General features: G+C 69.0%; 17 protein-coding genes and 1 tRNA gene. 15 read left to right on the forward strand and 3 right to left on the reverse strand.

Features of this window, described 5'->3' with window-relative positions:
* Nucleotides 1–10: 10 nt before the first annotated feature.
* On the forward strand, nucleotides 11–2,248 hold the full coding sequence (locus tag AXE84_RS08310) for a peptidoglycan DD-metalloendopeptidase family protein (RefSeq protein WP_236750032.1): 2,238 nt from the start codon (nucleotides 11–13) through the stop codon (nucleotides 2,246–2,248).
* 12 nt (nucleotides 2,249–2,260) lie between these two features.
* Nucleotides 2,261–3,016, forward strand: coding sequence for a glycerophosphodiester phosphodiesterase family protein (locus AXE84_RS08315; protein WP_060957543.1), 756 nt, complete (start codon nucleotides 2,261–2,263; stop codon nucleotides 3,014–3,016).
* Between the two features lie 32 nt (nucleotides 3,017–3,048).
* Here the strand turns inward: AXE84_RS08315 and AXE84_RS13420 are convergent, their stop codons facing one another.
* Nucleotides 3,049–3,174, reverse strand: coding sequence for a hypothetical protein (locus tag AXE84_RS13420; protein ID WP_257721698.1), 126 nt, complete (start codon nucleotides 3,172–3,174; stop codon nucleotides 3,049–3,051).
* A gap of 43 nt (nucleotides 3,175–3,217) precedes the next feature.
* Between AXE84_RS13420 and AXE84_RS08325 the strand changes: the two genes are divergently transcribed.
* Entirely contained in the window at nucleotides 3,218–3,568 is a 351-nt protein-coding gene (locus tag AXE84_RS08325) for a ribbon-helix-helix domain-containing protein (protein ID WP_060957545.1), read from the forward strand.
* Between the two features lie 95 nt (nucleotides 3,569–3,663).
* Here the strand turns inward: AXE84_RS08325 and AXE84_RS08330 are convergent.
* Nucleotides 3,664–3,739: transfer RNA gene (locus AXE84_RS08330), tRNA-Arg, on the reverse strand.
* Nucleotides 3,740–3,872: 133 nt separating this feature from the next.
* On the opposite strand from AXE84_RS08330, the gene argS reads away from it, so the two are divergent.
* The 12 genes from argS (at nucleotide 3,873) to prmC (ending at nucleotide 19,369) form a co-directional block, all read left to right on the forward strand.
* Complete coding sequence (gene argS, locus AXE84_RS08335; protein ID WP_060957546.1) at nucleotides 3,873–5,558, forward strand: arginine--tRNA ligase; 1,686 nt, start codon at nucleotides 3,873–3,875, stop codon at nucleotides 5,556–5,558.
* A 6-nt stretch (nucleotides 5,559–5,564) separates the two neighbouring features.
* A complete protein-coding gene (gene lysA, locus AXE84_RS08340) occupies nucleotides 5,565–7,025 on the forward strand; it encodes a diaminopimelate decarboxylase (protein WP_060957547.1) in 1,461 nt (486 codons plus the stop codon).
* A 487-nt stretch (nucleotides 7,026–7,512) separates the two neighbouring features.
* A complete protein-coding gene (locus AXE84_RS08345) occupies nucleotides 7,513–9,336 on the forward strand; it encodes a DUF5979 domain-containing protein (RefSeq protein WP_060957548.1) in 1,824 nt (607 codons plus the stop codon).
* A gap of 257 nt (nucleotides 9,337–9,593) precedes the next feature.
* Nucleotides 9,594–9,761: a hypothetical protein gene (locus AXE84_RS13020; protein ID WP_162829179.1), complete on the forward strand. Its 168-nt coding sequence runs from the start codon at nucleotides 9,594–9,596 to the stop codon at nucleotides 9,759–9,761.
* A 269-nt stretch (nucleotides 9,762–10,030) separates the two neighbouring features.
* Complete coding sequence (locus AXE84_RS08350) at nucleotides 10,031–11,359, forward strand: homoserine dehydrogenase (RefSeq protein WP_010613393.1); 1,329 nt, start codon at nucleotides 10,031–10,033, stop codon at nucleotides 11,357–11,359.
* Nucleotide 11,360: 1 nt separating this feature from the next.
* A complete protein-coding gene (thrB, locus tag AXE84_RS08355; RefSeq protein ID WP_060957549.1) occupies nucleotides 11,361–12,263 on the forward strand; it encodes a homoserine kinase in 903 nt (300 codons plus the stop codon).
* A 230-nt stretch (nucleotides 12,264–12,493) separates the two neighbouring features.
* On the forward strand, nucleotides 12,494–13,642 hold the full coding sequence (locus tag AXE84_RS08360; RefSeq protein ID WP_060957550.1) for a CE1758 family FMN-dependent luciferase-like monooxygenase: 1,149 nt from the start codon (nucleotides 12,494–12,496) through the stop codon (nucleotides 13,640–13,642).
* Between the two features lie 52 nt (nucleotides 13,643–13,694).
* Nucleotides 13,695–14,429 carry a CE1759 family FMN reductase gene (locus tag AXE84_RS08365; RefSeq protein ID WP_420480481.1) on the forward strand — a complete coding sequence of 245 codons (735 nt, stop codon included), beginning with the start codon at nucleotides 13,695–13,697 and terminating at the stop codon, nucleotides 14,427–14,429.
* A 377-nt stretch (nucleotides 14,430–14,806) separates the two neighbouring features.
* The gene (gene rho, locus AXE84_RS08370) at nucleotides 14,807–16,915 is read left to right on the forward strand and encodes a transcription termination factor Rho (RefSeq protein ID WP_060957552.1); all 2,109 of its coding nucleotides are present in this window, start codon (nucleotides 14,807–14,809) and stop codon (nucleotides 16,913–16,915) included.
* A 141-nt stretch (nucleotides 16,916–17,056) separates the two neighbouring features.
* On the forward strand, nucleotides 17,057–17,269 hold the full coding sequence (gene rpmE / locus AXE84_RS08375) for a 50S ribosomal protein L31 (protein WP_003782958.1): 213 nt from the start codon (nucleotides 17,057–17,059) through the stop codon (nucleotides 17,267–17,269).
* Nucleotides 17,270–17,388: 119 nt separating this feature from the next.
* Complete coding sequence (gene prfA / locus AXE84_RS08380; RefSeq protein WP_060957553.1) at nucleotides 17,389–18,483, forward strand: peptide chain release factor 1; 1,095 nt, start codon at nucleotides 17,389–17,391, stop codon at nucleotides 18,481–18,483.
* Entirely contained in the window at nucleotides 18,473–19,369 is an 897-nt protein-coding gene (prmC, locus tag AXE84_RS08385) for a peptide chain release factor N(5)-glutamine methyltransferase (RefSeq protein ID WP_060957554.1), read from the forward strand. The genes prfA and prmC overlap by 11 nt, the downstream gene beginning before the upstream one ends.
* A gap of 159 nt (nucleotides 19,370–19,528) precedes the next feature.
* On the opposite strand, the gene AXE84_RS08390 is transcribed toward prmC, so the two are convergent.
* Nucleotides 19,529–19,993, reverse strand: coding sequence for a MarR family winged helix-turn-helix transcriptional regulator (locus AXE84_RS08390; RefSeq protein ID WP_236750033.1), 465 nt, complete (start codon nucleotides 19,991–19,993; stop codon nucleotides 19,529–19,531).
* Nucleotides 19,994–20,010: the final 17 nt, after the last annotated feature.

Raw genomic sequence — 20,010 nt, forward strand, 5'->3', positions numbered from 1 at the left:
GGCTTCCCACGTGACCCCGCAGCCCATGAGCCGACGCCAGCGTCGCGAGGCGGAACGTGCTGCCGAAGCCGCTCGCCACGTCGCTGAGGCGCAGGCCGGAACTGCCCCGTCGTCACCGTCGGCGACGCACACCACCCACGTCGCCGGAGCCACTCGCCGCTCACGTCGCGACCTTCACGCTCACCGTGCCGAGAACGGCGCCGCCTCCAGCCCCGTTACCGCTCCGAGCCCATCGGCTCTCCCCGACGTCCCGGTCGCCCCGCAGAAGCAGAACCACCCGCAGCGGCCCGTAGCGCCGGCAGCACCTGCGACAGTGGTTTCAGGCACGCGGAGGGGAGCGCGCTCAGGGGACGGTTCAGCGCCGTCGGTCACCGTAGACCCGGCGCCGTCGCAGCCCGTTGCACCGATGAGCCGGATGGCCCGCCGGCGTCAGAATGCCAGTGCACAGCCCGAGCAGCCGCAGGCCTCGGTGCCTCAGGCGCTCAGCGCCGCATCTGCGGCCCCATCGGTCTCCTCCTCATCCTCCTCAGCGCAGGTTGCCGGCGACACTCGCCCCACTCGACGCTCTCGGAAGGACCTGCGCACCGCCCAGGTCTTCGAGGACCCCGAGCAGACGAGGGAGAGCCCCGCCGTCGAGGGCGCTGCGCAGCCCGAGGCTCACCGTCCCGAGAGCCACTCCGAGCGCCGCCACGGCCAGCACCGTTCTCATCGCGGCCACCAGGCTGTGCCCGCCGCGGCACCATCAACGCCCTCGGCGCTGTCGCCGCTGGTCGCAGCCTCGCTGGCCGAGTCCACCTCAGGGCTCGAGCCGGCAGACACTCACCCCGCCGGTGCCGCGCCGTGGTGGGCCGCTAGTGGCACGGCTCTTGCTTCGCCTGGTGACACACAGGGTGACGGTCATCGGCACGCAGTCGCGCAGTCGACCCCCGCCGAGCCGGAGGCCGGGGTGGCCTCCGAGCCCGCCTCCCGATCCGCGGGCCGTCGCCGGCAACGCGCCTCCGCCGCAGCCCCAGCCTCGACCGCCTCGGCCAAGCACGTCGTCGCCTCCACCCTCCACCACACCGCCACTCAGACGCCGCAGGCTGAGCCGTCAGCGCTCGCGGAGCAGGCTCCCGAGACGCCCCACGAGATCCGCTTCTCGCAGCGGATTACGGACTTCCGAGGTGCCGAGACCATCGAGGTCCCCGAGGTCCGCAAGATCATGGCCGCCCGCAAGGCCGGGGTGCCGCTTGCGGACGAGGAGACCATCCGCGCCATCAAGGCCGCCCGGAGCACTAGGAAGACCAAGTCCGAGAAGTCAGCCGCCCAGGCCAAGCGAGGCGAGGCGGCCGATGAGGCCGGCTCCCCGACGTCGTCGGCCAAGGCCAAAGCGGCATCGAAGCCGGACACCCACCGCGACTCCTCGACCGGACCTGCCCCCGCCCGTCCCGTCCGGCGCCGCACCGGCTCAGGGATTCTGGGGCGCACCGCCGTCCTGTCGGTCCTGGCCGTCGCTACGGTGCTCGCCCCCCTGTCCAACCACCTCGACAACACCCCACTGGCCTCGGCCGCCATGAAGATGCACTCCAACGGCTCGGCCACGCAGAGCCCGGCCGCCGGCGGCACGAAGGCATCCTCCGTGGCCAGCGCCGTGCTCGGCAGCGACGACCTGGACGAGGACTCCGACACCCAGCTGTCCAACGTGCCCGACGCCGCCACCCGCGCTCGGATCCGTGAGGCCTTCCAGAACGCCGCCAAGACCTGCTCCTCGGCGACCGGCGCCTCCGGCGACACCACCGCCTTCAGCTCCAAGCCGCAGCTGTTCTACCCGATGCTTCCGGGCACCTACGAGATCTCCTCCGAGTACGGGTACCGCACCCACCCCACCCTCGGCTACCGCAAGCTGCACGCCGGGCAGGACATGGCCGCCCCCGTGGGGACGCCCATCTACGCGGCCGCCGCCGGCACCGTCACCACCGCCGGCATGGTCGACGGCACCGGAACCATCACCATCAAGCACGAGATCGACGGCCAGGTCTGGTACACCAGCTACCTGCACATGTACGAGGACGGCATCCACGTCAAGGTCGGTGACACCGTCACGGCCGGTCAGATGATCGCCGGCGTGGGTAACACGGGCCGGTCCTCCGGTTCTCACCTGCACTTCGAGGTGCGCACCAAGGACGACACCGCCGACGAGTCCACCGTGGAGCCGTGGGGCTGGCTCAAGCAGCACAACGCCGTCGAGCTCACCACCAACTGCAGCTGAGGGAGACCCACTGTGCCGCCTGCCGCGTCACGAACCCGCCGTCCTGCCGTCATCGCCCACCGCGGCGGCGGACGTGAGGTTCCCGAGAACACCTGGAGCGCCGTCGAGCACGTGGCCGCGCTCGGGCTGGAGTGGATGGAGACCGATCTGCGGCTGACCGCCGACGGAATCGTCGTGCTCAGCCACGACGAGGACCTGCGGCGTACCGCGAACGACCCCCGCACCGTCGGAGAAGTCATGTGGGCCGAGCTGGCCGACCTCGACTCCGGCGACGGGCGCGGCTTCGTCCGGCTCGACGACGCCCTGCACGCCCAGCCGGCGATGAAGTTCAATATCGACCTCAAGGACTCCAGCGTCGTCCAGGCGGCCCTGCAGACGGTGCGTGACGCCCAGGCCCTCGAGCGAGTCCGGTTCGCCTCCTTCTCCGCCCGTCGGCTGGCCGTGCTGCGCCGCCAGGAGCCGCGGGCCATGACCTCACTGGGAGTCAGTGACGTGCTCGGACTCATGCTGCGCAGCGAGGCGGCCGTCCCCCTGCCCCAGACCCGCTGGGGCTGGACCCGCGGCAGGGTCGACGCCGTCCAGGTGCCGGAGAGCTACCACGGTGTTCCGGTGGTCACCCGCCGCTTGGTCGCCTCCGCGCACACCGCGGGCCTGGAGGTCCACGTCTGGACGGTGGACGACCCCGAGCGGATGCGCTACCTGGCCGACCTCAACGTGGACGCCATCATGACCGACGTCCCCAGCCTCGCCCTCAAGACCCTGGGGTGACGCTGGGCGAGGCGAGTCGCACCGCTGAGCAGTCATTCATGTTCGTCGGTCTGCCCCACCCGCAGGCACTGCGTTACCTCGAAGTTGGCGTCGCCGTTGACGGTCGTGGTCGACGCACCATCTTCCATGTCATGGAGGTCACTGATCTCTACCGTCACCTTGTTCCACCCGCCGACCACTGACCGACCAGATAGAGCCGCTATGTCTCCTGATTCCACACGCGCCCCTTTCACTGATGCTGAGCAGACCTACTACAACCAGCTCGACGAGGACGTCACCGCAGGCCGTATCCCCGCCGTCGGACGCGGAACCCACCGCGACGGCTCACGCATCAGCGACACCGACCTCGACGCCATCCTCCGTGGCCGCCCAGGCCTCGGACAGTCCCACGCCACCGGCCGCGGACGCTCCCCGCGCCGCCAGGTCCGCCTACCCGAGCACACCAACGCGGCTCTTGACGCCTACATCGAGAAGCACGGCACTACCGCCAGTGCCGTCATTCGCGATGCCGTTGAGGCTTATCTTTCCCATGAGAACACGCCAGCCGCATGATGACCGGTCTGAGCCATGGACACACTGTTGCCCCGTTGTCATGCCTCGAATACATGAGCAAGCCCCCGTCGCGGGTGGCGACGAGGGCTCGGGAGTGGTGCCCCGGACAGGATTCGAACCTGCGACCTTCTGCTCCGGAGGCAGACGCTCTATCCACTGAGCTACCGGGGCCCGAGGCGTGACTGTACCAGCGTCCCGGTCCCGGAGTGAAACCGGCGCGAGACATGCGACATGTCCCACGATGCCCTGCAGCCGCCGGGCTCGCTCGTGATCCGGCCCGCCCGTTGACGGTACGCTGACGCGCGTGACCCTAGAAGAGCTTGCCGCAGCCATCCGCACCGTCCTGGAGGAGGCCTCCGCCGAGGGCTCCCTCGCCCTGCCCGCCGCAGAGATTCCCGCCCCCCGCGTCGAGCGCCCCCGCAACCGCGACCACGGTGACTGGTCCACCAACGTGGCCATGCAGCTGGCCAAGAAGGCCGGCACCAAGCCGCGCGATCTCGCCGAGCTCCTCGTCCCTCGTCTTGAGGCCCTCGACGGCATCGCCTCCGTGGAGGTCGCCGGCCCCGGCTTCCTCAACATCCGCCTCGACGCCGCCAGCGCCGGCGAGCTTGCCCGCTCCATCGTCGAGGCCGGTCAGGCCTACGGCCGCAACGACTCCCTGAGCGGCCAGCACATCAATCTCGAGTACGTCTCGGCCAACCCGACCGGGCCGGTCCACCTGGGCGGCGCCCGCTGGGCCGCCGTCGGCGACTCCCTGGCCCGAATCCTGTCCGCCTGCGGTGCCCAGGTCACCCGGGAGTATTACTTCAACGACCACGGCACCCAGATCGACCGCTTCGCCCGCTCGCTGCTGGCCTCCGCGCGCGGCCAGGAGACCCCCGAGGACGGCTACGGCGGCGCCTACATCAGTGAGATCGCCCAGCAGGTGACTGCCGACGAGCTCGCCGCCGGCCGCCCCGACCCGGCCACCCTGCCCGACGCCGAGGCCACCGAGGTCTTCCGCTCCCGCGGCGTCGATCTCATGTTCGCCGCCGTCAAGGCTGAGCTGCACGCCTTCCGCTCCGACTTCGATGTCTTCTTCCACGAGGACTCCCTGCACACCTCCGGTGCCGTCGAGCGCGCCATCGCCCGGCTGCGCGAGCGCGGTGTCATCGAGGAGCGCGACGGCGCCACCTGGCTGCGTACCACCGACTTCGGGGACGACAAGGACCGCGTCCTCATCAAGTCTGACGGCAACGCCGCCTACTTCGCCGCCGACCTCGCCTACTACCTGGACAAGCGCGAGCGCGGCGCCGACTGCGCCGTCTACCTGCTCGGGGCCGACCACCACGGCTACATCGGCCGGATGATGGCCATGTGCGCGGCCTTCGGGGACACTCCCGGCACCAACATGCAGATCCTCATCGGCCAGCTCGTCAACCTTGTGCGCAACGGCGTCCCGGTACGCATGTCCAAGCGCGCCGGCACCATCGTCACCCTGGAGGACCTGGTCGACGCCGTCGGCGTGGACGCGGCCCGCTACGCCCTGGCCCGCTCCTCCATGGACTCCATGATCGACATCGACCTGGATCTGCTGGCCTCCTCCACCTCCGACAACCCCGTCTACTACGTCCAGTACGCCCACGCCCGGACCCGCAACGTGGCCCGCAACGCCGCCGAGCACGGCGTGAGCCGGGACCCGAACGAGGCGCCCTTCGAGCCCGGTGCCCTGGACGATCCGGCCGACGCCGCCCTGCTGGGGGTCCTGGCCCAGTTCCCCGCCACCGTCGCCCAGGCCGCGCAGCTGCGCGAGCAGCACCGCGTGGCCCGCTACCTCGAGCAGCTCGCCGCCGCCTACCACGCCTGGTACGGCGCCACCCGCGTCACCCCGCGCGGGGACGACGCCGTGGACTCCGGGCACGTCGCCCGCCTGTGGCTCAACGACGCCGTCGGGCAGGTCCTGGCCAACGGGCTCGACCTGCTGGGTGTGAGCGCACCCGAGAGGATGTGAGAGTCGATGACTGACCAGATTCCCGCCGGAGAGCCGCCCCTGGGGTCACTGGCCTGCCCCGAGCCCGAGGACCGTCCCGACCTGTGGCCCACCACGGCACGGCGCACGGACGACGGCGAGCTCGTCCTGGGCGGGCTGACCGTCTCCGAGATCCTCGCCGAGGCCCCCAGCCCCGTCTTCGTCCTGGATGAGGTGGACCTGCGTGGCCGCGCCGCCTCCTGGGCCGCTGCCATGCATGAGGAGTTCTGGCCCAGCTATGGCATGGCCGGGGGAGAGGCCTTCTACGCCGGGAAGGCCTTCCTGACCACCAAGGTCGCCCAGTGGGTTCTCGAGGAGGGTATGGGCATCGACACCGCCAGCCGCGGCGAGCTCGCCGTGTCCCTCGCCGCCCTGCAGGAGGTGGACGGGGAGGAGGCCACCACGGACGCCACCTGTCTGGGCCTGCACGGCAACGGCAAGACGCAGGCCGAGATCGCCGTCGCCCTCACCCACCACGTGGGCCACCTCGTCCTCGACTCCCTCGAGGAGGTCGACCTCGCCGCCCGCGCCGTGCGTGAGCTGCGCGCCAGCGGCGTCTACGGGCCCGAGGAGACCGGCAAGGTCATGGTGCGTCTGACCACCGGCGTGCACGCCGGTGGTCACGAGTACATCTCCACCGGTCATGAGGACCAGAAGTTCGGCCTCTCCGTCCACGGAGGCGCTGCCCGGCGGACCATCGACGCGATCATCGCCGCCCCCGAGCTCGAACTGCACGGGCTGCACTCCCACATCGGCTCCCAGATCCTGGACCTGGCCGGCTTCCGGGAGGCCGTCGGCATTGTCCTCACCCTGCGCCACGAGGTCGCCGTCGACACCGGGCACCTGTGCCCGGAGGTCGACCTGGGCGGTGGCTACGGCATCGCCTACACCGGGGCCGACCCGGTGCCGCCCAGTCCGGCGCAGGTCGCCCGCACCCTGGCTGAGGCCGTGCGCGAGACCTGCGAGCGTCTTGGGGATGAGGTCCCCACCGTCTCCATCGAGCCCGGTCGCGCAGTAGCCGGCCCGACGACGGTCACCCTCTACACCGTCACCGGCCTTAAGCGCGTCGAGCTGGGGGAGGGGGCCTCGCGTCTCTACGTCAGCATCGACGGCGGCATGAGCGACAACATCCGCCCCGCCCTCTACGAGGCCGCCTACACGGCCCTGGTCGCCAACCGCCGCCCCGACCCGCAGGCCGGGCTGGTGCGCAGCCGGGTGGTGGGCAAGCACTGCGAGTCCGGCGACGTCGTCGTGCGCGACGTGGACCTGCCCGCCGACCTGGCCGTCGGTGATGTGCTGGCCGTGCCCGCAACCGGCGCCTATGGGCGCTCCATGGCCTCTAACTACAACCTCTTCACCCGCCCCGGCGTGCGCTGGGTGCGAGAGGGCGAGTCGGGCTGGGTCCTGCGCCCCGAGACCATCGAGGACCTCATTCGCCTCGAGGGCTGAGGTCTCCGTTCGGTCACTGGCTGAAGCGCCGTCGTCCCAGGAACAATTCCTGCGACGACGGCGCTTCTGTATATGTTCTGATGAAACGATGAGGTGCCCCTGGGAACAACAACAATCTTAAAGAAGGCTGGGTGTACCTGCTTTGAAGTCGGGGTGAACGGTCGAATGTTTTGGAGGGCTGGCACAACTGACGTGTGGACTGCCTGATAGGGGAGACACAGCGGTGGTGTAGCTTCGCCACATGTGTCTTGTAGCATTCCTACAAACTAGAGGGCTTCAGGATGTGTGAAACAGCAGTTTTGATTGTGATGAGACTGTGAGGTCGCGCGTGTTTTGAGTGTTCCCTGTTCCCAATCAGTCGGTTTGTGACACAGTGGTCTTGGTCATCACGGGGCGGCCTTTCCCTCTTCTGAACAGATGGTGGGAACGTTCGGTGATGTTTCACAAGGCAGACCCTTGTCATCTATGCCAGGAATCCGGAGAACCCATGAACACAATGTCCACGGGCGCCGCCTCTCGGCCGGCCCTCACGCGAGGGGCGGTGAGGGGGGCCGCTGCCATCCTCACTCTCTTCCTTGTCGCGATCTTGTCTCAGTTCGCCCCCCAGGCGAGCGCTGAGCAGAACAAGAGCGTCAACGTCACCAACCTGTCTCTGACACGGGTGGACGGCAACAACGTTGAGCAGGACGGACAGCTCAACACCTACGATCTCGCCCGCCTCAGCTTCGACTGGAGTGGTGTCGACGCCAACCTCAAGAGCGGCGACTCCTTCACGATCGGTCTGGGTGAGTACTTCACCAACCTGCAGAACAGCGAGACCCACCCCATGACCGTCGAGTACGGCGGCAAGGATGTCGAGGTCGGTACCTGCACCCTGACCGTCAAGGACGTCACCTGCACCTTCAACTCCAAGGTTGACGAGCTCAAGGCCGCCGGCTTCCACAACTTCAAGGGTTCCGGCTCCGCCCTGGTGTCCGTCGCCAAGGCCACCGACGTGCAGTCCGTTGACTTCACCGTCAACGGTGTCACCACCACCGTCACCCTGCCCGGTGGCGGCGGCATCGGCGGCCCCAAGGAGAGCGACTGGGAGCTCACCAAGTGGGCCTCCAGCTTCTACAACGACTACAAGGAGCTGACCTGGGGTGTGAACTTCGGGACCAACCAGACCACTGGTGACAAGCTCGGCAAGACCTTCGACGGCTCCCGTCAGAGCATCGTCTTCACCGACACCCTCGGTGGCGGCATGGCCTTCAACCAGGCTGACGCCACTCGCACGGTCCTCAACCTGCGTCCTGCGGACGGCAAGTCCATCCCGGTGACCAACGCCGCCGGCCAGGACGCCACCACCCAGTACGGTGACTACGACGTCAAGGCCACCTACTCCCAGGACGGCCGCACCGCCACCTACGAGGTGACCGGTCCGTTCAAGAACGGCACCAACTTCACCCTGGAGTACCCCGTCTCCTTCGTGGACGCCAACGGCAAGGCCGTCGCCGCCTCGCGGGGCACCTCCTACGAGAACACCGTCAACCTCAACGGCACGGACCTGACCAGCACTCAGCAGCAGTCCTACGTCCAGTACTTCGACATCTCGGTCCAGATGGAGCCCGGCTTCGGCAGCTTCAACGTGACCAAGGTCGTTGAGGGTGAGGCCGCCGCGAAGGCCGCCGGCTCCAGCTTCGTCGTTGACGTCGCCTACGAGCTGCCGGCCGCTGCCAGCTCCTACCCGGACTGGAAGGCTCCCGAGGGCCAGAAGGCCACCGGCGAGGGCCGTACCGGAACCTCCTCCGTCACGGTCAAGCCCGGTGAGCCGGTCGCCTTCGACGGCACCTTCCCCGTGGGAACCAAGGTCACGCTCTCCGAGGACACCTCCAAGGCCCAGCCCGCCGCCTCCGGCTTCAGCTGGGGTGAGCCGGTCTTCACCATCGACGGTCAGAAGACCAACACCTTCACCATCCGCGACCAGGAGCTCGTCAAGGTCTCTCTGACCAACACGACGACAACCACCTCGACGCCGCCGACCACCACGCAGACCCCGCCCACGGTGACCACTCCGCCGGCGACCCCGCCGACCACCACGCAGGCCCCGCCTACGGTCGACAACCCGCCGGCGACCCCGCCGACCACTACGCAGCAGCCGCCGAGCACCCCGGGTGCTCCGGTGCCGCCCACCTCCACCCCGAAGACGCCGAACGGTGGCACCCCGCCGCTGGCGCACACCGGTGCTAACGCCGTTGCGCTCGTGCTGCTCGCCGGCGCCGGCCTGGGTGGCGGTGCCCTGCTGGTGGCTCGTCGCCGCAATGCCTCCTGAATGCGGGTAGCCGCTTCTCGAGCCTGAACGCTCTGTCATCGGAGCCCATCCAGTGGCCCCGACCCGGTTCAACCGGGTCGGGGCCACTGGCCGTCTGTGTGCAGAGGGCGGCAGGCTTCTCATCGTCTCGGCTCGGGGTGCACGCCGACAGCAGGAGAGCCTCATCAGGTCGTCTCAGCCGTAGGGAGGAGGATCCCGCCACGTCAATCATTCTCCTGAGGGGCGCTTATCGCAGCGCCGCTTTCTAACCTGAAGGCATGAGCGCAACAACCCCCTCCTCTCCGTCCGCACTGACCTCCCTCCTCTCCTCCCTGGAGCAGCCGCCTCCGGCCTGGGGGTACTCCGACCGCGCGTCTGTCCCGACGTCGATGGGTCTGGGGCGGGTGATCGGCCGACTGATCAAACAGATCATCTGGCGTCGCTGAGTGTCCCACCCCGTTCGCGATCCGCCTCAGGCCGGCGCCGGAAGCACCCCTGCCGGTCCCATCGCGCCGAGGAGGTCGGGACCGGCCGTGTGTCCACAGGCGGACATGCAAGCGCTCCGCGGTCGATGCCCCTTATGCTGGCCCGCAGTGATGGCCAGCGTCGGTGGTCGGTCGGTTGACCGCGCCCGCCGATCGGCCTCATCGCATGACGCAGTCGAAGTGCCCATGCGCGGCACGCAACACAGCACACTCAGCAAGGTGGTCATCCCGTGGCTCAAGACCTCTCATCCGCCCAGCGCACACTGACCGTCGGCGTCCTCGGCGCCGGGACCGTCGGCAGCCAGGTCATTCGCCTCCTCACCGAGCAGGCCGACGACTTCGCCGCCCGCTCCGGGGCACGTCTTGAGATCACGGGCGTCGCCGTCCGCGACGTCAACGCGCCACGTGACTTCGCCGTCCCCCAGGACCTCCTCACCGATGACGCCACCGCTGTCGCCACCGGCAACGACCTGGTCATCGAGCTCATCGGAGGGATCGAGCCGGCCCGCACCCTCATCCTGGCCGCCTTCAAGGCCGGGGCCAGCGTCATCACCGGCAACAAGGCCCTCATCGCGGCCCACGGCCCCGAGCTCTACACCGCCGCGGCGGCCGCAGGCACCGACTTCTACTACGAGGCCGCTGTTGCCGGTGCCATCCCAGTGGTCTACGCGCTGCGTGAGTCCATGGCCGGCGACCGGGTCACCAGCGTGCTCGGTATCGTCAACGGCACCACTAACTACATCCTTGATGAGATGAGCACCAAGGGACTCTCCTTCGAGACCGCCCTGGCCACCGCCCAGGAGCTCGGCTACGCCGAGGCCGACCCCACCGCCGACGTCGACGGCCTGGACGCCGCCGCCAAGGCCGCCATCATCGCCTCCCTCGCCTTCCACACCCGCGTGGGCCTCGACGACGTCTCCGTTGAGGGCATCCGCGAGGTCACTGCCGACGACATCCGCGAGGCTCACGCCTCGGGCTGCGAGCTCAAGCTCCTCGCCATCGCCCAGCGCCGCGACGACGAGCACGCGCAAGGCGTCTCCGTGCGCGTCCACCCCGCCCTCGTCCCCAACGACCACCCGCTGGCCAGCGTTCACGGCGCCTACAACGCCGTCCTGGTCGAGGCCGAGAGCGCCGGGCGCCTCATGTTCTACGGTCAGGGAGCGGGAGGAGCCCCGACCGCCTCAGCGGTCCTGTCCGACGTCGTCGCAGCCGCCGCCCACCGGGTCCACGGCGGCCAGGCCCCCCGCGAGTCCTCCTACGCGAGCCTTCCGGTCCTCGGCCCCGAGGCCGCCGTCACCCGCTACCAGATCCAGCTGCGCTCAGACGACGCCGTCGGCTCCCTGGCCGCGATGGCCTCCGTCTTCGCCGAGAACGAGGTCTCCATCAACTCGGTGCGCCAGAGCGCCTACGTCACCTCCGACGGCAGCCACGACCAGGCCGTCGTCACCTTCGTGACCCACCCTGCCCCCGTCTTCCACCTCGACGCCGCCGTCGAGGGCCTGCGGGACTCCGACCGGGTCGCCGAGGTCGTCTCCATCCAGCGCGTCGAAGGCGAGTGACATGCGCATCGTCTACGAGCGCGCGGCCGTCCGGGTCCCAGCCACGACGGCGAACATGGGGCCGGGCTTCGACTCCTTCGGCATGGCCTTCCGCTACTACGACGAGGTCTCGGTGCGGCCGATCACCGGCACCACCCGCGTCATTGTTGAGGGTGTGGGTGCCGAGACCGTCCCCACCGACGACGACAACCTCGTCGTGCAGGCGTTGCGGGCCGGCTTGGACGCCGTGGGAGCCCCACAGGCCGGCTTCGAGATGCGCTGCGTCAACCGGATTCCCCACGGCGGAGGTATGGGGTCGTCCGCTAGTGCTGCCGTGGCTGGACTCATGCTGGCGCGCGGCCTCATCGCCGAGCCCGAGGCCCTCAGCGATGACTGGATCTTCGCCCTGGCCACCGACTTCGAGGGCCACCCCGACAACGTCGCCCCGGCCGTGTTCGGAGGCGCCACCGTCGCCTGGGTCGAGCGCGGCGGGCACCCGCGCATGGCGCCCATGCCCGTGGACGCCTCCCTCGGGGTGAGCCTGCTCATCCCGCCGGCGACGACGCGCCTGTCCACCAAGGAGGCCCGTCAGGTCCTGCCGGTCTCCGTGCCGCGCGAGGACGCCCTGTTCAACACCTCCCGGGCCGCCGTGCTCATGCTGGCGCTCGCCGGACGTCCCGACCTGCTCATGGCCGGAACCGAGGACCGCCTCCACCAGGAGTACCGGCGCGGAGTCCTGCCCGCCTCGATGGCCGTCATGGACTCGCTGCGCGAGCAGGGCTACCCGGCCGTCATCTCCGGCGCTGGTCCCACGGTGCTGGTCCTGTCCACCCTGGCCGACCAGACCCGCTTCGCCCTGGAGAACCACGGCTGGAGCGTGCTCAGCCCCGGAATCGACACCCGTGGGGCGGTCCTGACCTCCTGATCCACGCGAACGGCTTCTTCATTCGCCTCCCTGATCGCGGGCGTCCTCGGACTCGAGGACGCCCGCGATCCGCTTCCGTCTCGAATCCCCGGTGAGGCTGCTGAGCCCTGCTTCCACGTGGGACGTGCACCACATCTAGGTGGTTGAGAAATAAACTATGGGCTTCTCCAGTTCTCTCAGTACACAAGAAATCATTGAAATCCAGTGTTGAGAAATGGGGAAGACGTCTGATGCAGTTTGGAATCTTCACAGTTGGAGACATCACGACCGATCCGGCTACTGGTAAGGCTCCCAGTGAGCATCAGCGCATCAAGAACACAGTCGAGATGGCGGTCCTGGCCGAGCAGGCAGGTTTGGACTTCTTCGCCACCGGGGAGCACCACAACCCACCCTTCGCGCCGTCGTCACCCACGACCCTGCTGGCCAACATCGCCGCCCGCACGGACAAGCTGCTCCTGAGCACTGCGACCACCCTCATCACGACCAATGACCCCGTGCGTCTGGCCGAGGAGTACGCCTACCTCCAGCACCTCTCCGACGGGCGCGTCGACCTCATGATGGGGCGTGGCAACACTGGACCGGTCTACCCCTGGTTCGGCAAGGACATCCGCAAGGGCATCTCGCTCGCGGTGGAGAACTACGACCTGCTGCGCCGTCTGTGGCGCGAGACCAATGTGGACTGGGAGGGTGAGTTCCGCACCGCGCTGCAGGACTTCACATCCATGCCCCGCCCACTCGACGGTGTCCCGCCCTTCGTGTGGCACGCCTCCATCCGCTCGCCCCAGATCGCCGAGCAGGCCGCCTATTACGGAGACGGATACCTCCACAACAACATCTTCTGGCCCATCGACCACGTCAAGAAGATGGTCGATCTCTACCGAGAGCGCTTCGCCTTCTATGGTCATGGTCGGCCCGAGCAGGCGATCGTGGGCTTGGGCGGACAGATCTTCGCCGCCAGGAGTGAGACCGAGGCCATCGAGCGATACACCCCCTACTTCCGCAACACCTACGTCTACCAGGGGGCGTCGCTGGAAGAGATGACACAGCACACGCCTCTCGCGGTCGGCACGCCTGAGCAGATCGTGGAGAAGTACCTGACCTACCGGGACGCGATCGGCGACTACCAGCGTCAGGCCTTCAACCTGGACCTGGGCGGCGTCCCGCACAAGGAGATCATGAAGCAGATCGAGTACCTGGGTTCCGAGATCGTTCCGGCGCTGCGTGCCGAGCTGGAGTCCACCAGGCCCGAGGGGGTTCCCGACGCGCCGCTCCACCCGCGCCACCGGGCCCTGCTGGAGGGGGCCGAGCCCCCGGCTGAGGAGCCTTTCTCCCTGTCCAACGAGTTCGACCCGCTCACGGGCCGGAAGGTGAGGATCTGAGATGGCGTGGGAAACCCGTGGCACGACGAGTGACAGGCAGGAGATGGATGACATGACCGCTGATACGACCGCGCCCGTCGCCCCTTCCGGGGGCACCCAGTCCCTGGCCGGATCACCGACCTATGACGCCTACGCCAATACCCAGATGGGGCGTCTGAGCCGGATCGTGGCTCTGCACGCCGGGGTCTCGGAGCCCTCGACCTCTCAGCGGCTCGCCGAGCGGCTGGCCGAGTCGACCCGCAAGGCCCTGGAGGCCGACTCCCGCCTGGCCAGCATCGAGGTCATCGGGCTCAGGCCCCTGGTCAAGGACATCGCCCTGGCTGGTGTGGGTGGGCCGGTGTCCGCAGACCTGCAGAAGGTGATCGATGCCCTGTCAGCCGCCGACGGCGTCATCCTGGTCAGCCCGGTCTTTCAGGCCTCCTACTCCGGACTGTTCAAGTCCGCCATGGATGTGCTGCCGGCCGGCACGCTTGAGGGCGTCCCCGTCCTGTTGGGGGCGACGGCCGGCACTGCGCGGCACAGTCTTGTGACCGAGATGGCGCTGCGGCCGCTGGTGGTCTACATGAAGGCCCTGCCGACGCAGACCGCCGTCTTCGCGGCCAGTGAGGACTTCGGTGCGGCCTGGCAGAGGCCATCATCCTCTGAGAGGCCCGAGTCGTCCTTGAGTGAGCGCGTGGCCCGGGCGGGGCGGGAGCTGGCCACGCTCATGGAGCGCTTCCCGCGCCAGGCGCCGGTTGACCCGTTGGCCGACTTCGCGCCCATGGAGACGCTCCTCGCAGGTCGCTGAGGCCGTGAGTCTGAGAGCTTGAAGGGCGAGAGTCAACTGGGTGGTGTCCGAGTCGATCGTTCCGGTGGGGCTGATCGTGCGTACGGTCGGCCCCACCGGCGTCACGGCGACGACGAGAAGTGTCATGGATGGAATAATGGCTGCATCCCCGGCGTTGCTCGCCAGTGTTCCGTTAGGTGCTGCTTCTCCGGGCTGCTATGATGACGCTGTCGGCCGCACGGATCGCACCATGCCGCTGACCGCACCAGCCCCGGACCTGAGACTCAGGTCTCAGCGGAAGCCGGCAGTGCATGACCCACCCCCGTGAATGATTCCGGGGAAGTCTCCCCAGTTGAACGTCTCCTTTGTCGGAGCGTTATCACACCGTTAGGACACTCGTGACCGAGACCTCCAGCGCCCAGCCCTCGCTTTCCACCATGCGTCTGGCCGAGCTTCAGTCGCTCGCCGGTTCCATGGGCCTCAAGGGCACCTCCCGTATGCGTAAGAGTGAGCTCGTCGCCGCCATCCGTGAGGCGCGCGGCTCCTCCGCCTCCACTCCCGACTCCCACAGCACGTCGAAGAACTCGCCCGATGCCGGGGCGACCAACGTCGCCGACTCCTCCGCCGCCTCAGCGGCCAGTGAGCCCGCACCGGAGCAGCCCCCGGCCGCGGCTTCCGGACGCTCCCGCCGTCGTCGCGCCACCGCGGCCTCCGGGGCCCCCGAGGAGCGTCAGTCCGCGCCGGCCCTCGACCTGGGCCTCGATCTGCCAGATCGCTCCGGCTCCTCCAGCAGCGACTCGGACAGCGGCTCCGGCCGTGACGAGGAGCGCCCCGCACGCAGCCGGTGGCGCGAGCGTGCTGAGCGCGCCGAGCGCTCCGAGACCAGTGAGGGCGATGACCGTGACTCCTATGGCCGCTCGGAGCGGGGCGAGCGCTCCTCGCGCGACCAGTTCCGCCGCGGCCGCCGGCGCGCCCAGGCCTCCGCCGGTGCCCCCGAGAACCAGGAGCGCGCCTCGCGCGAGCCCCGTACCGACTCGCCCGAGGACCACGCCGATGCCAAGGCCGCCCTCATGCGGGACCTGGCCGACGCCACCGGGACCTCCGTCGTCGAGCCCCAGGAGCGTTCGCGCCGGGGCCGTGACGGCAATGACGAGTCCGACGGCTACGACGAGGAGCGCGGTGGGCGCCGTCGTCGGGGCCGCAAGCGCGGACGTGACCGCTTCGACCGTGATGACCGTGACTCCGGCCGTGAGGGCCGGGACGGCTCCGCCGGGCGCGGCAACCGCAACCAGTCGCGTGAGGACGAGGTCCTCCTGCCGGTCGCCGGCATCCTGGACGTCACCGACAACCAGCACGCCTACCTGCGCACCTCCGGGTACCTGCCCGGCCCCAAGGACGTCTACGTCTCCAACCAGCTCATCAAGGACAACGGGCTGCGTGCCGGCGACGCCGTGACCGGCTGGGTCCGCGAGGGCGGAGAGTCCTCCACGCCCCACCAGGGCGGGCGCAACAACCGCCGTCAGAACCGGGCCGGCCGGGTCAAGTACAACCCCATGGTCAGCGTCGAGACCGTCAACGGCATGGACGCCGAGCGCTCCAAGCGCCGCCCCGAGTTCGCCAAGCTCACCCCCCTCTACCCCCAGGAGCAGCTGCGCCTGGAGACCACGCCCAAGGCCGTCACCCCGCGGATCATCGACCTGGTCTCGCCCATCGGCAAGGGGCAGCGCGGGCTCATCGTCTCCCCGCCCAAGGCGGGTAAGACGATCGTCCTGCAGCAGATCGCCAACGCCATCAGTGTCAACAACCCCGAGGCCCACCTCATGGTCGTGCTCGTCGACGAGCGCCCCGAGGAGGTCACCGACATGCAGCGCACGGTCAAGGGCGAGGTCATCGCCTCCACCTTCGACCGCCCCGCCTCCGACCACACGATCGTGGCCGAGCTGGCCATCGAGCGCGCCAAGCGCCTCGTGGAGCTGGGCCAGGACGTCGTCGTGCTGCTGGACTCCATCACCCGGCTCGGGCGCGCCTACAACCTGGCGGCCCCGGCCAGCGGCCGGATCCTCTCCGGTGGTGTGGACGCCTCCGCCCTCTACCCGCCCAAGCGCTTCTTCGGGGCTGCTCGCAACGTGGAGAACGGCGGCAGCCTGACCATCCTGGCCACGGCCCTGGTGGAGACCGGCTCCAAGATGGATGAGGTCATCTTCGAGGAGTTCAAGGGGACCGGAAACATGGAGCTGCGGCTGTCGCGCCAGCTCGCCGACAAGCGCATCTTCCCGGCCGTGGACGTGGCGGCCTCCGGCACCCGCCGCGAGGAGCTGCTCATCGACCCCGCCCAGCTCAAGATCATGTGGCGCCTGCGCCGCCTCTTCGCCGGGCTGGAGCAGCAGCAGGCCATCGAGCTGGTGCTCTCCAAGCTCAAGGACACCCAGTCCAACGCCGAGTTCCTCATGGTGCTGTCCAAGACCACCCCGGCCGGCACCTCCCTGGCCGACGGCGAGGACGAGTAACGCAACCGGCCAGGTGCCCGGTCTCACGCGGCCCAGCCGTTGCGACGGCGCGTGAGACAGTGGCAAAATCTGCTGCTGGCCTCCGGTTCACCCTCGCTCCCGTGTGGGACCCGGGACCCTCTGACGCTTAAGGAGAAACCTATGAAGCAGGGCATCCACCCCGACTACGTGGCCACCACGGTCACGTGCACCTGTGGCAACACCTTCGAGACCCGCTCCACCGTCACCTCCGGTGAGATCCGCGTGGACGTGTGCTCGGCCTGCCACCCGTTCTACACCGGCAAGCAGAAGATCCTCGATACCGGTGGCCGCGTTGCCCGCTTCGAGGCCCGGTACGGCAAGCGCAGCAAGTAGCCGCGTCTCACGACGCCGGCGGCCGGCTCCCAGAGTCGCCGTCGGCGTCGTTTGCATATCGCACGAGTGCCGCTGGTGCCCGACAGCACGACTCCTAGCCAGTGAAGGAACCCGAGTCCATGAGTGAGGACTTCTCCGCCGCAGAGCCGCTCCTGGCCGAGTATGCGGATATCGAGGCCGAGATGGCCGGGCCCGCGGCTGCCGACCCCGGTGCCATGCGTCGGCTGGGGCGCCGCTACGCCGAGCTGGGCAGGGTCGTGGCCGCCTACCGGGCTTGGCAGGCGGCCAGTGCCGACCTGGCTGACGCCCGCGAGCTGGCCGCGGAGGATGAGGACTTCGCCGCTGAGGTTCCGGCCCTGGAGGCTGCCGAGGCCGCTGCCGGCGAGCACCTGCGCGAGGTCCTCGTGCCCCGGGATCCTGACGACTCCCGCGACGTCATCATCGAGGTCAAGGCCGGTGAGGGCGGTGAGGAGTCGGCGCTGTTCGCCTCCGACCTGGCCCGCATGTACTCCCGTTACGCCGAACGGCAGGGCTGGGCGGTGGAGGTCCTGGACGCCACCGACTCCGACCTGGGCGGTTACAAGGATGTGCGTCTGGCCATCAAGGCCCGCGGACCCGTGGAGCCCCAGGACGGGGTGTGGGCGCACCTGAAGTACGAGGGCGGCGTCCACCGCGTCCAACGCGTCCCGGTCACCGAGTCCCAGGGCCGCATCCACACCTCCGCGGCCGGCGTCCTGGTCATGCCGGAGGCGGACGACCCCGGTGAGCTCCAGATCGACGCCGCGGACCTGCGCATCGACGTCTTCCGCTCCTCGGGACCGGGGGGCCAGAGCGTCAACACCACGGACTCGGCCGTGCGCATCACGCACCTGCCCACGGGGATCGTCGTGTCCATGCAGAACGAGAAGTCCCAGCTGCAGAACAAGGAAGCGGCCATGCGAGTCCTGCGGGCCCGGCTCCTGGCCGAGCGCGCGGCCGCCGCCGCCGCCGAGGCGGCGCAGGCCCGTCGCAGTCAGGTGCGCACTGTGGACCGCTCCGAGCGCATCCGCACCTACAATTTCCCTGAGAACCGGATCGCCGACCACCGCACCGGCTTCAAGGCCTACAACCTCGATGCCGTTCTTGACGGTGACCTCGGTCCAGTAATCGCCTCGGCCATCGCCATGGACGAGGCCGAACGATTATCCCAGGTGGGTGAGGGCAGTGGTTCCTGAGTTGTGTGGCGGCGCGCCGGCGGGCGCGGTGGACCGCTACGGGCTGCGGGCGCTGGTGCGTCAGGCTGCCGGTCGGCTGGCTGCGGCCGGCGTGACCAGCCCTCAGGTCGATGCCCGCATCCTGGCTGAGCACCTGCTGGGGCGGGCCCTGCTGCTGGCCGACGGCGCTGACGGTGACTTCCCGGCCGCCTATGACGCGCTGGTGCTGCGCCGCGAGTGCCGTGAGCCGCTCCAGCACATCATTGGGCGCATGTGGCTGCGGGGCGCCGAGCTCATCAGCCGTCCCGGCGTGTTTATAGTGCGCCCGGAGACCGAGGTGGTGGCCGGGGCCGCCATTGAGGCGGCCCGCGAGGTCATGGACGGCGGCGGGGGAGTGGTCCTGACCGCCGACCTGTGCACCGGCTCGGGGGCGATTGCGGCCTGCGTCGCCAAGGAGGTGCCGGGAGCCCGTGTGGTCGCCGTTGAGATCAGCGAGACTGCGGCGTCCCTGGCCCGCGAGAACTGTGAGCGGCTGGTGCCCGGTCGCGTCGAGGTGATCCACGCCGACGCCACCGACCCGCTGGTCCTTCACGACCTCAACGGGCAGGTCGACGTCGTCGTCTCCAACCCGCCCTACGTGCCGGCCGGAGCCGTGGAGGACACTGAGACGGAGCAGCACGAGCCCACGGTGGCCCTCTACGGCGGGGGCCCGGACGGGCTGGAGATTCCGATTGACGTCCTGGTGCGCTCGGTCGCGCTGCTGCGCACCGGCGGGGTGCTCGTCATGGAGCACGACCACGAGCAGGGGGCGCTGCTGCGTGCGGCCGCGCTCGGGGCAGGCTTCAAGAAGGCCGAGACCGGCCAGGACCTCACCGGCCGCGACCGCTACCTGCGCGCCGTGCGGTAAGCCCCCGCCCCGGCAGAGGCTGCTCTCAAGGCCGTCCCAAGCCTGACCGCCGTGGGTGCTTGTTTGGGTAGCGTGACGCTCGCTCGCATTCGGTGAGCTGATATGTCGCAGATTGAGCGGATGTGAACTCACCGTTCATGGAGGGATGTACGACCGGGGTTAGGAGTTGCTACCGCCCGTGGAGGACAACTGCTCTGCCGACTCGTGGATCACCTTGGTGGCGTTTTCCAGGAACTCAATGAGCTGGTCGACCTGGCTGTCCGGCCAGTGCTCGACCAGAGCAGTCAGCTTCTGGTTGGCGGGCAGGAATATCTCGGCAAGACGATCAACGCTTGTTGCGTGGATGGTGAAGGATCGCAGGTCCGTCTCGCTGGGGCGACGCTCAACCCAAGCATCGCGGACGAGTCGCCGTAGCACGCTGGCCATTGTTGTGGTCCCCATCCGGGTGCGGCGGGCCAGAGTGGTAGGGGTCTGCGGACCGTCGCGGTGCAGGACGTCGAGCACAGCCAGATCGCTGTCGTTGAGTCCTGTTCGCGCCGCTACAGCACGGTTGCTGGCGGCGAGTTCGCTGTTCATGGCACGCAGCGCCCGGATGAGACGCTGATCGTGAATCTCTCTGCTCAAGCGATCCTCCTGATCGG

Origin of the sequence: Actinomyces oris (genome assembly GCF_001553935.1) — a bacterium.
GTDB lineage: Bacteria > Actinomycetota > Actinomycetes > Actinomycetales > Actinomycetaceae > Actinomyces > Actinomyces oris_A.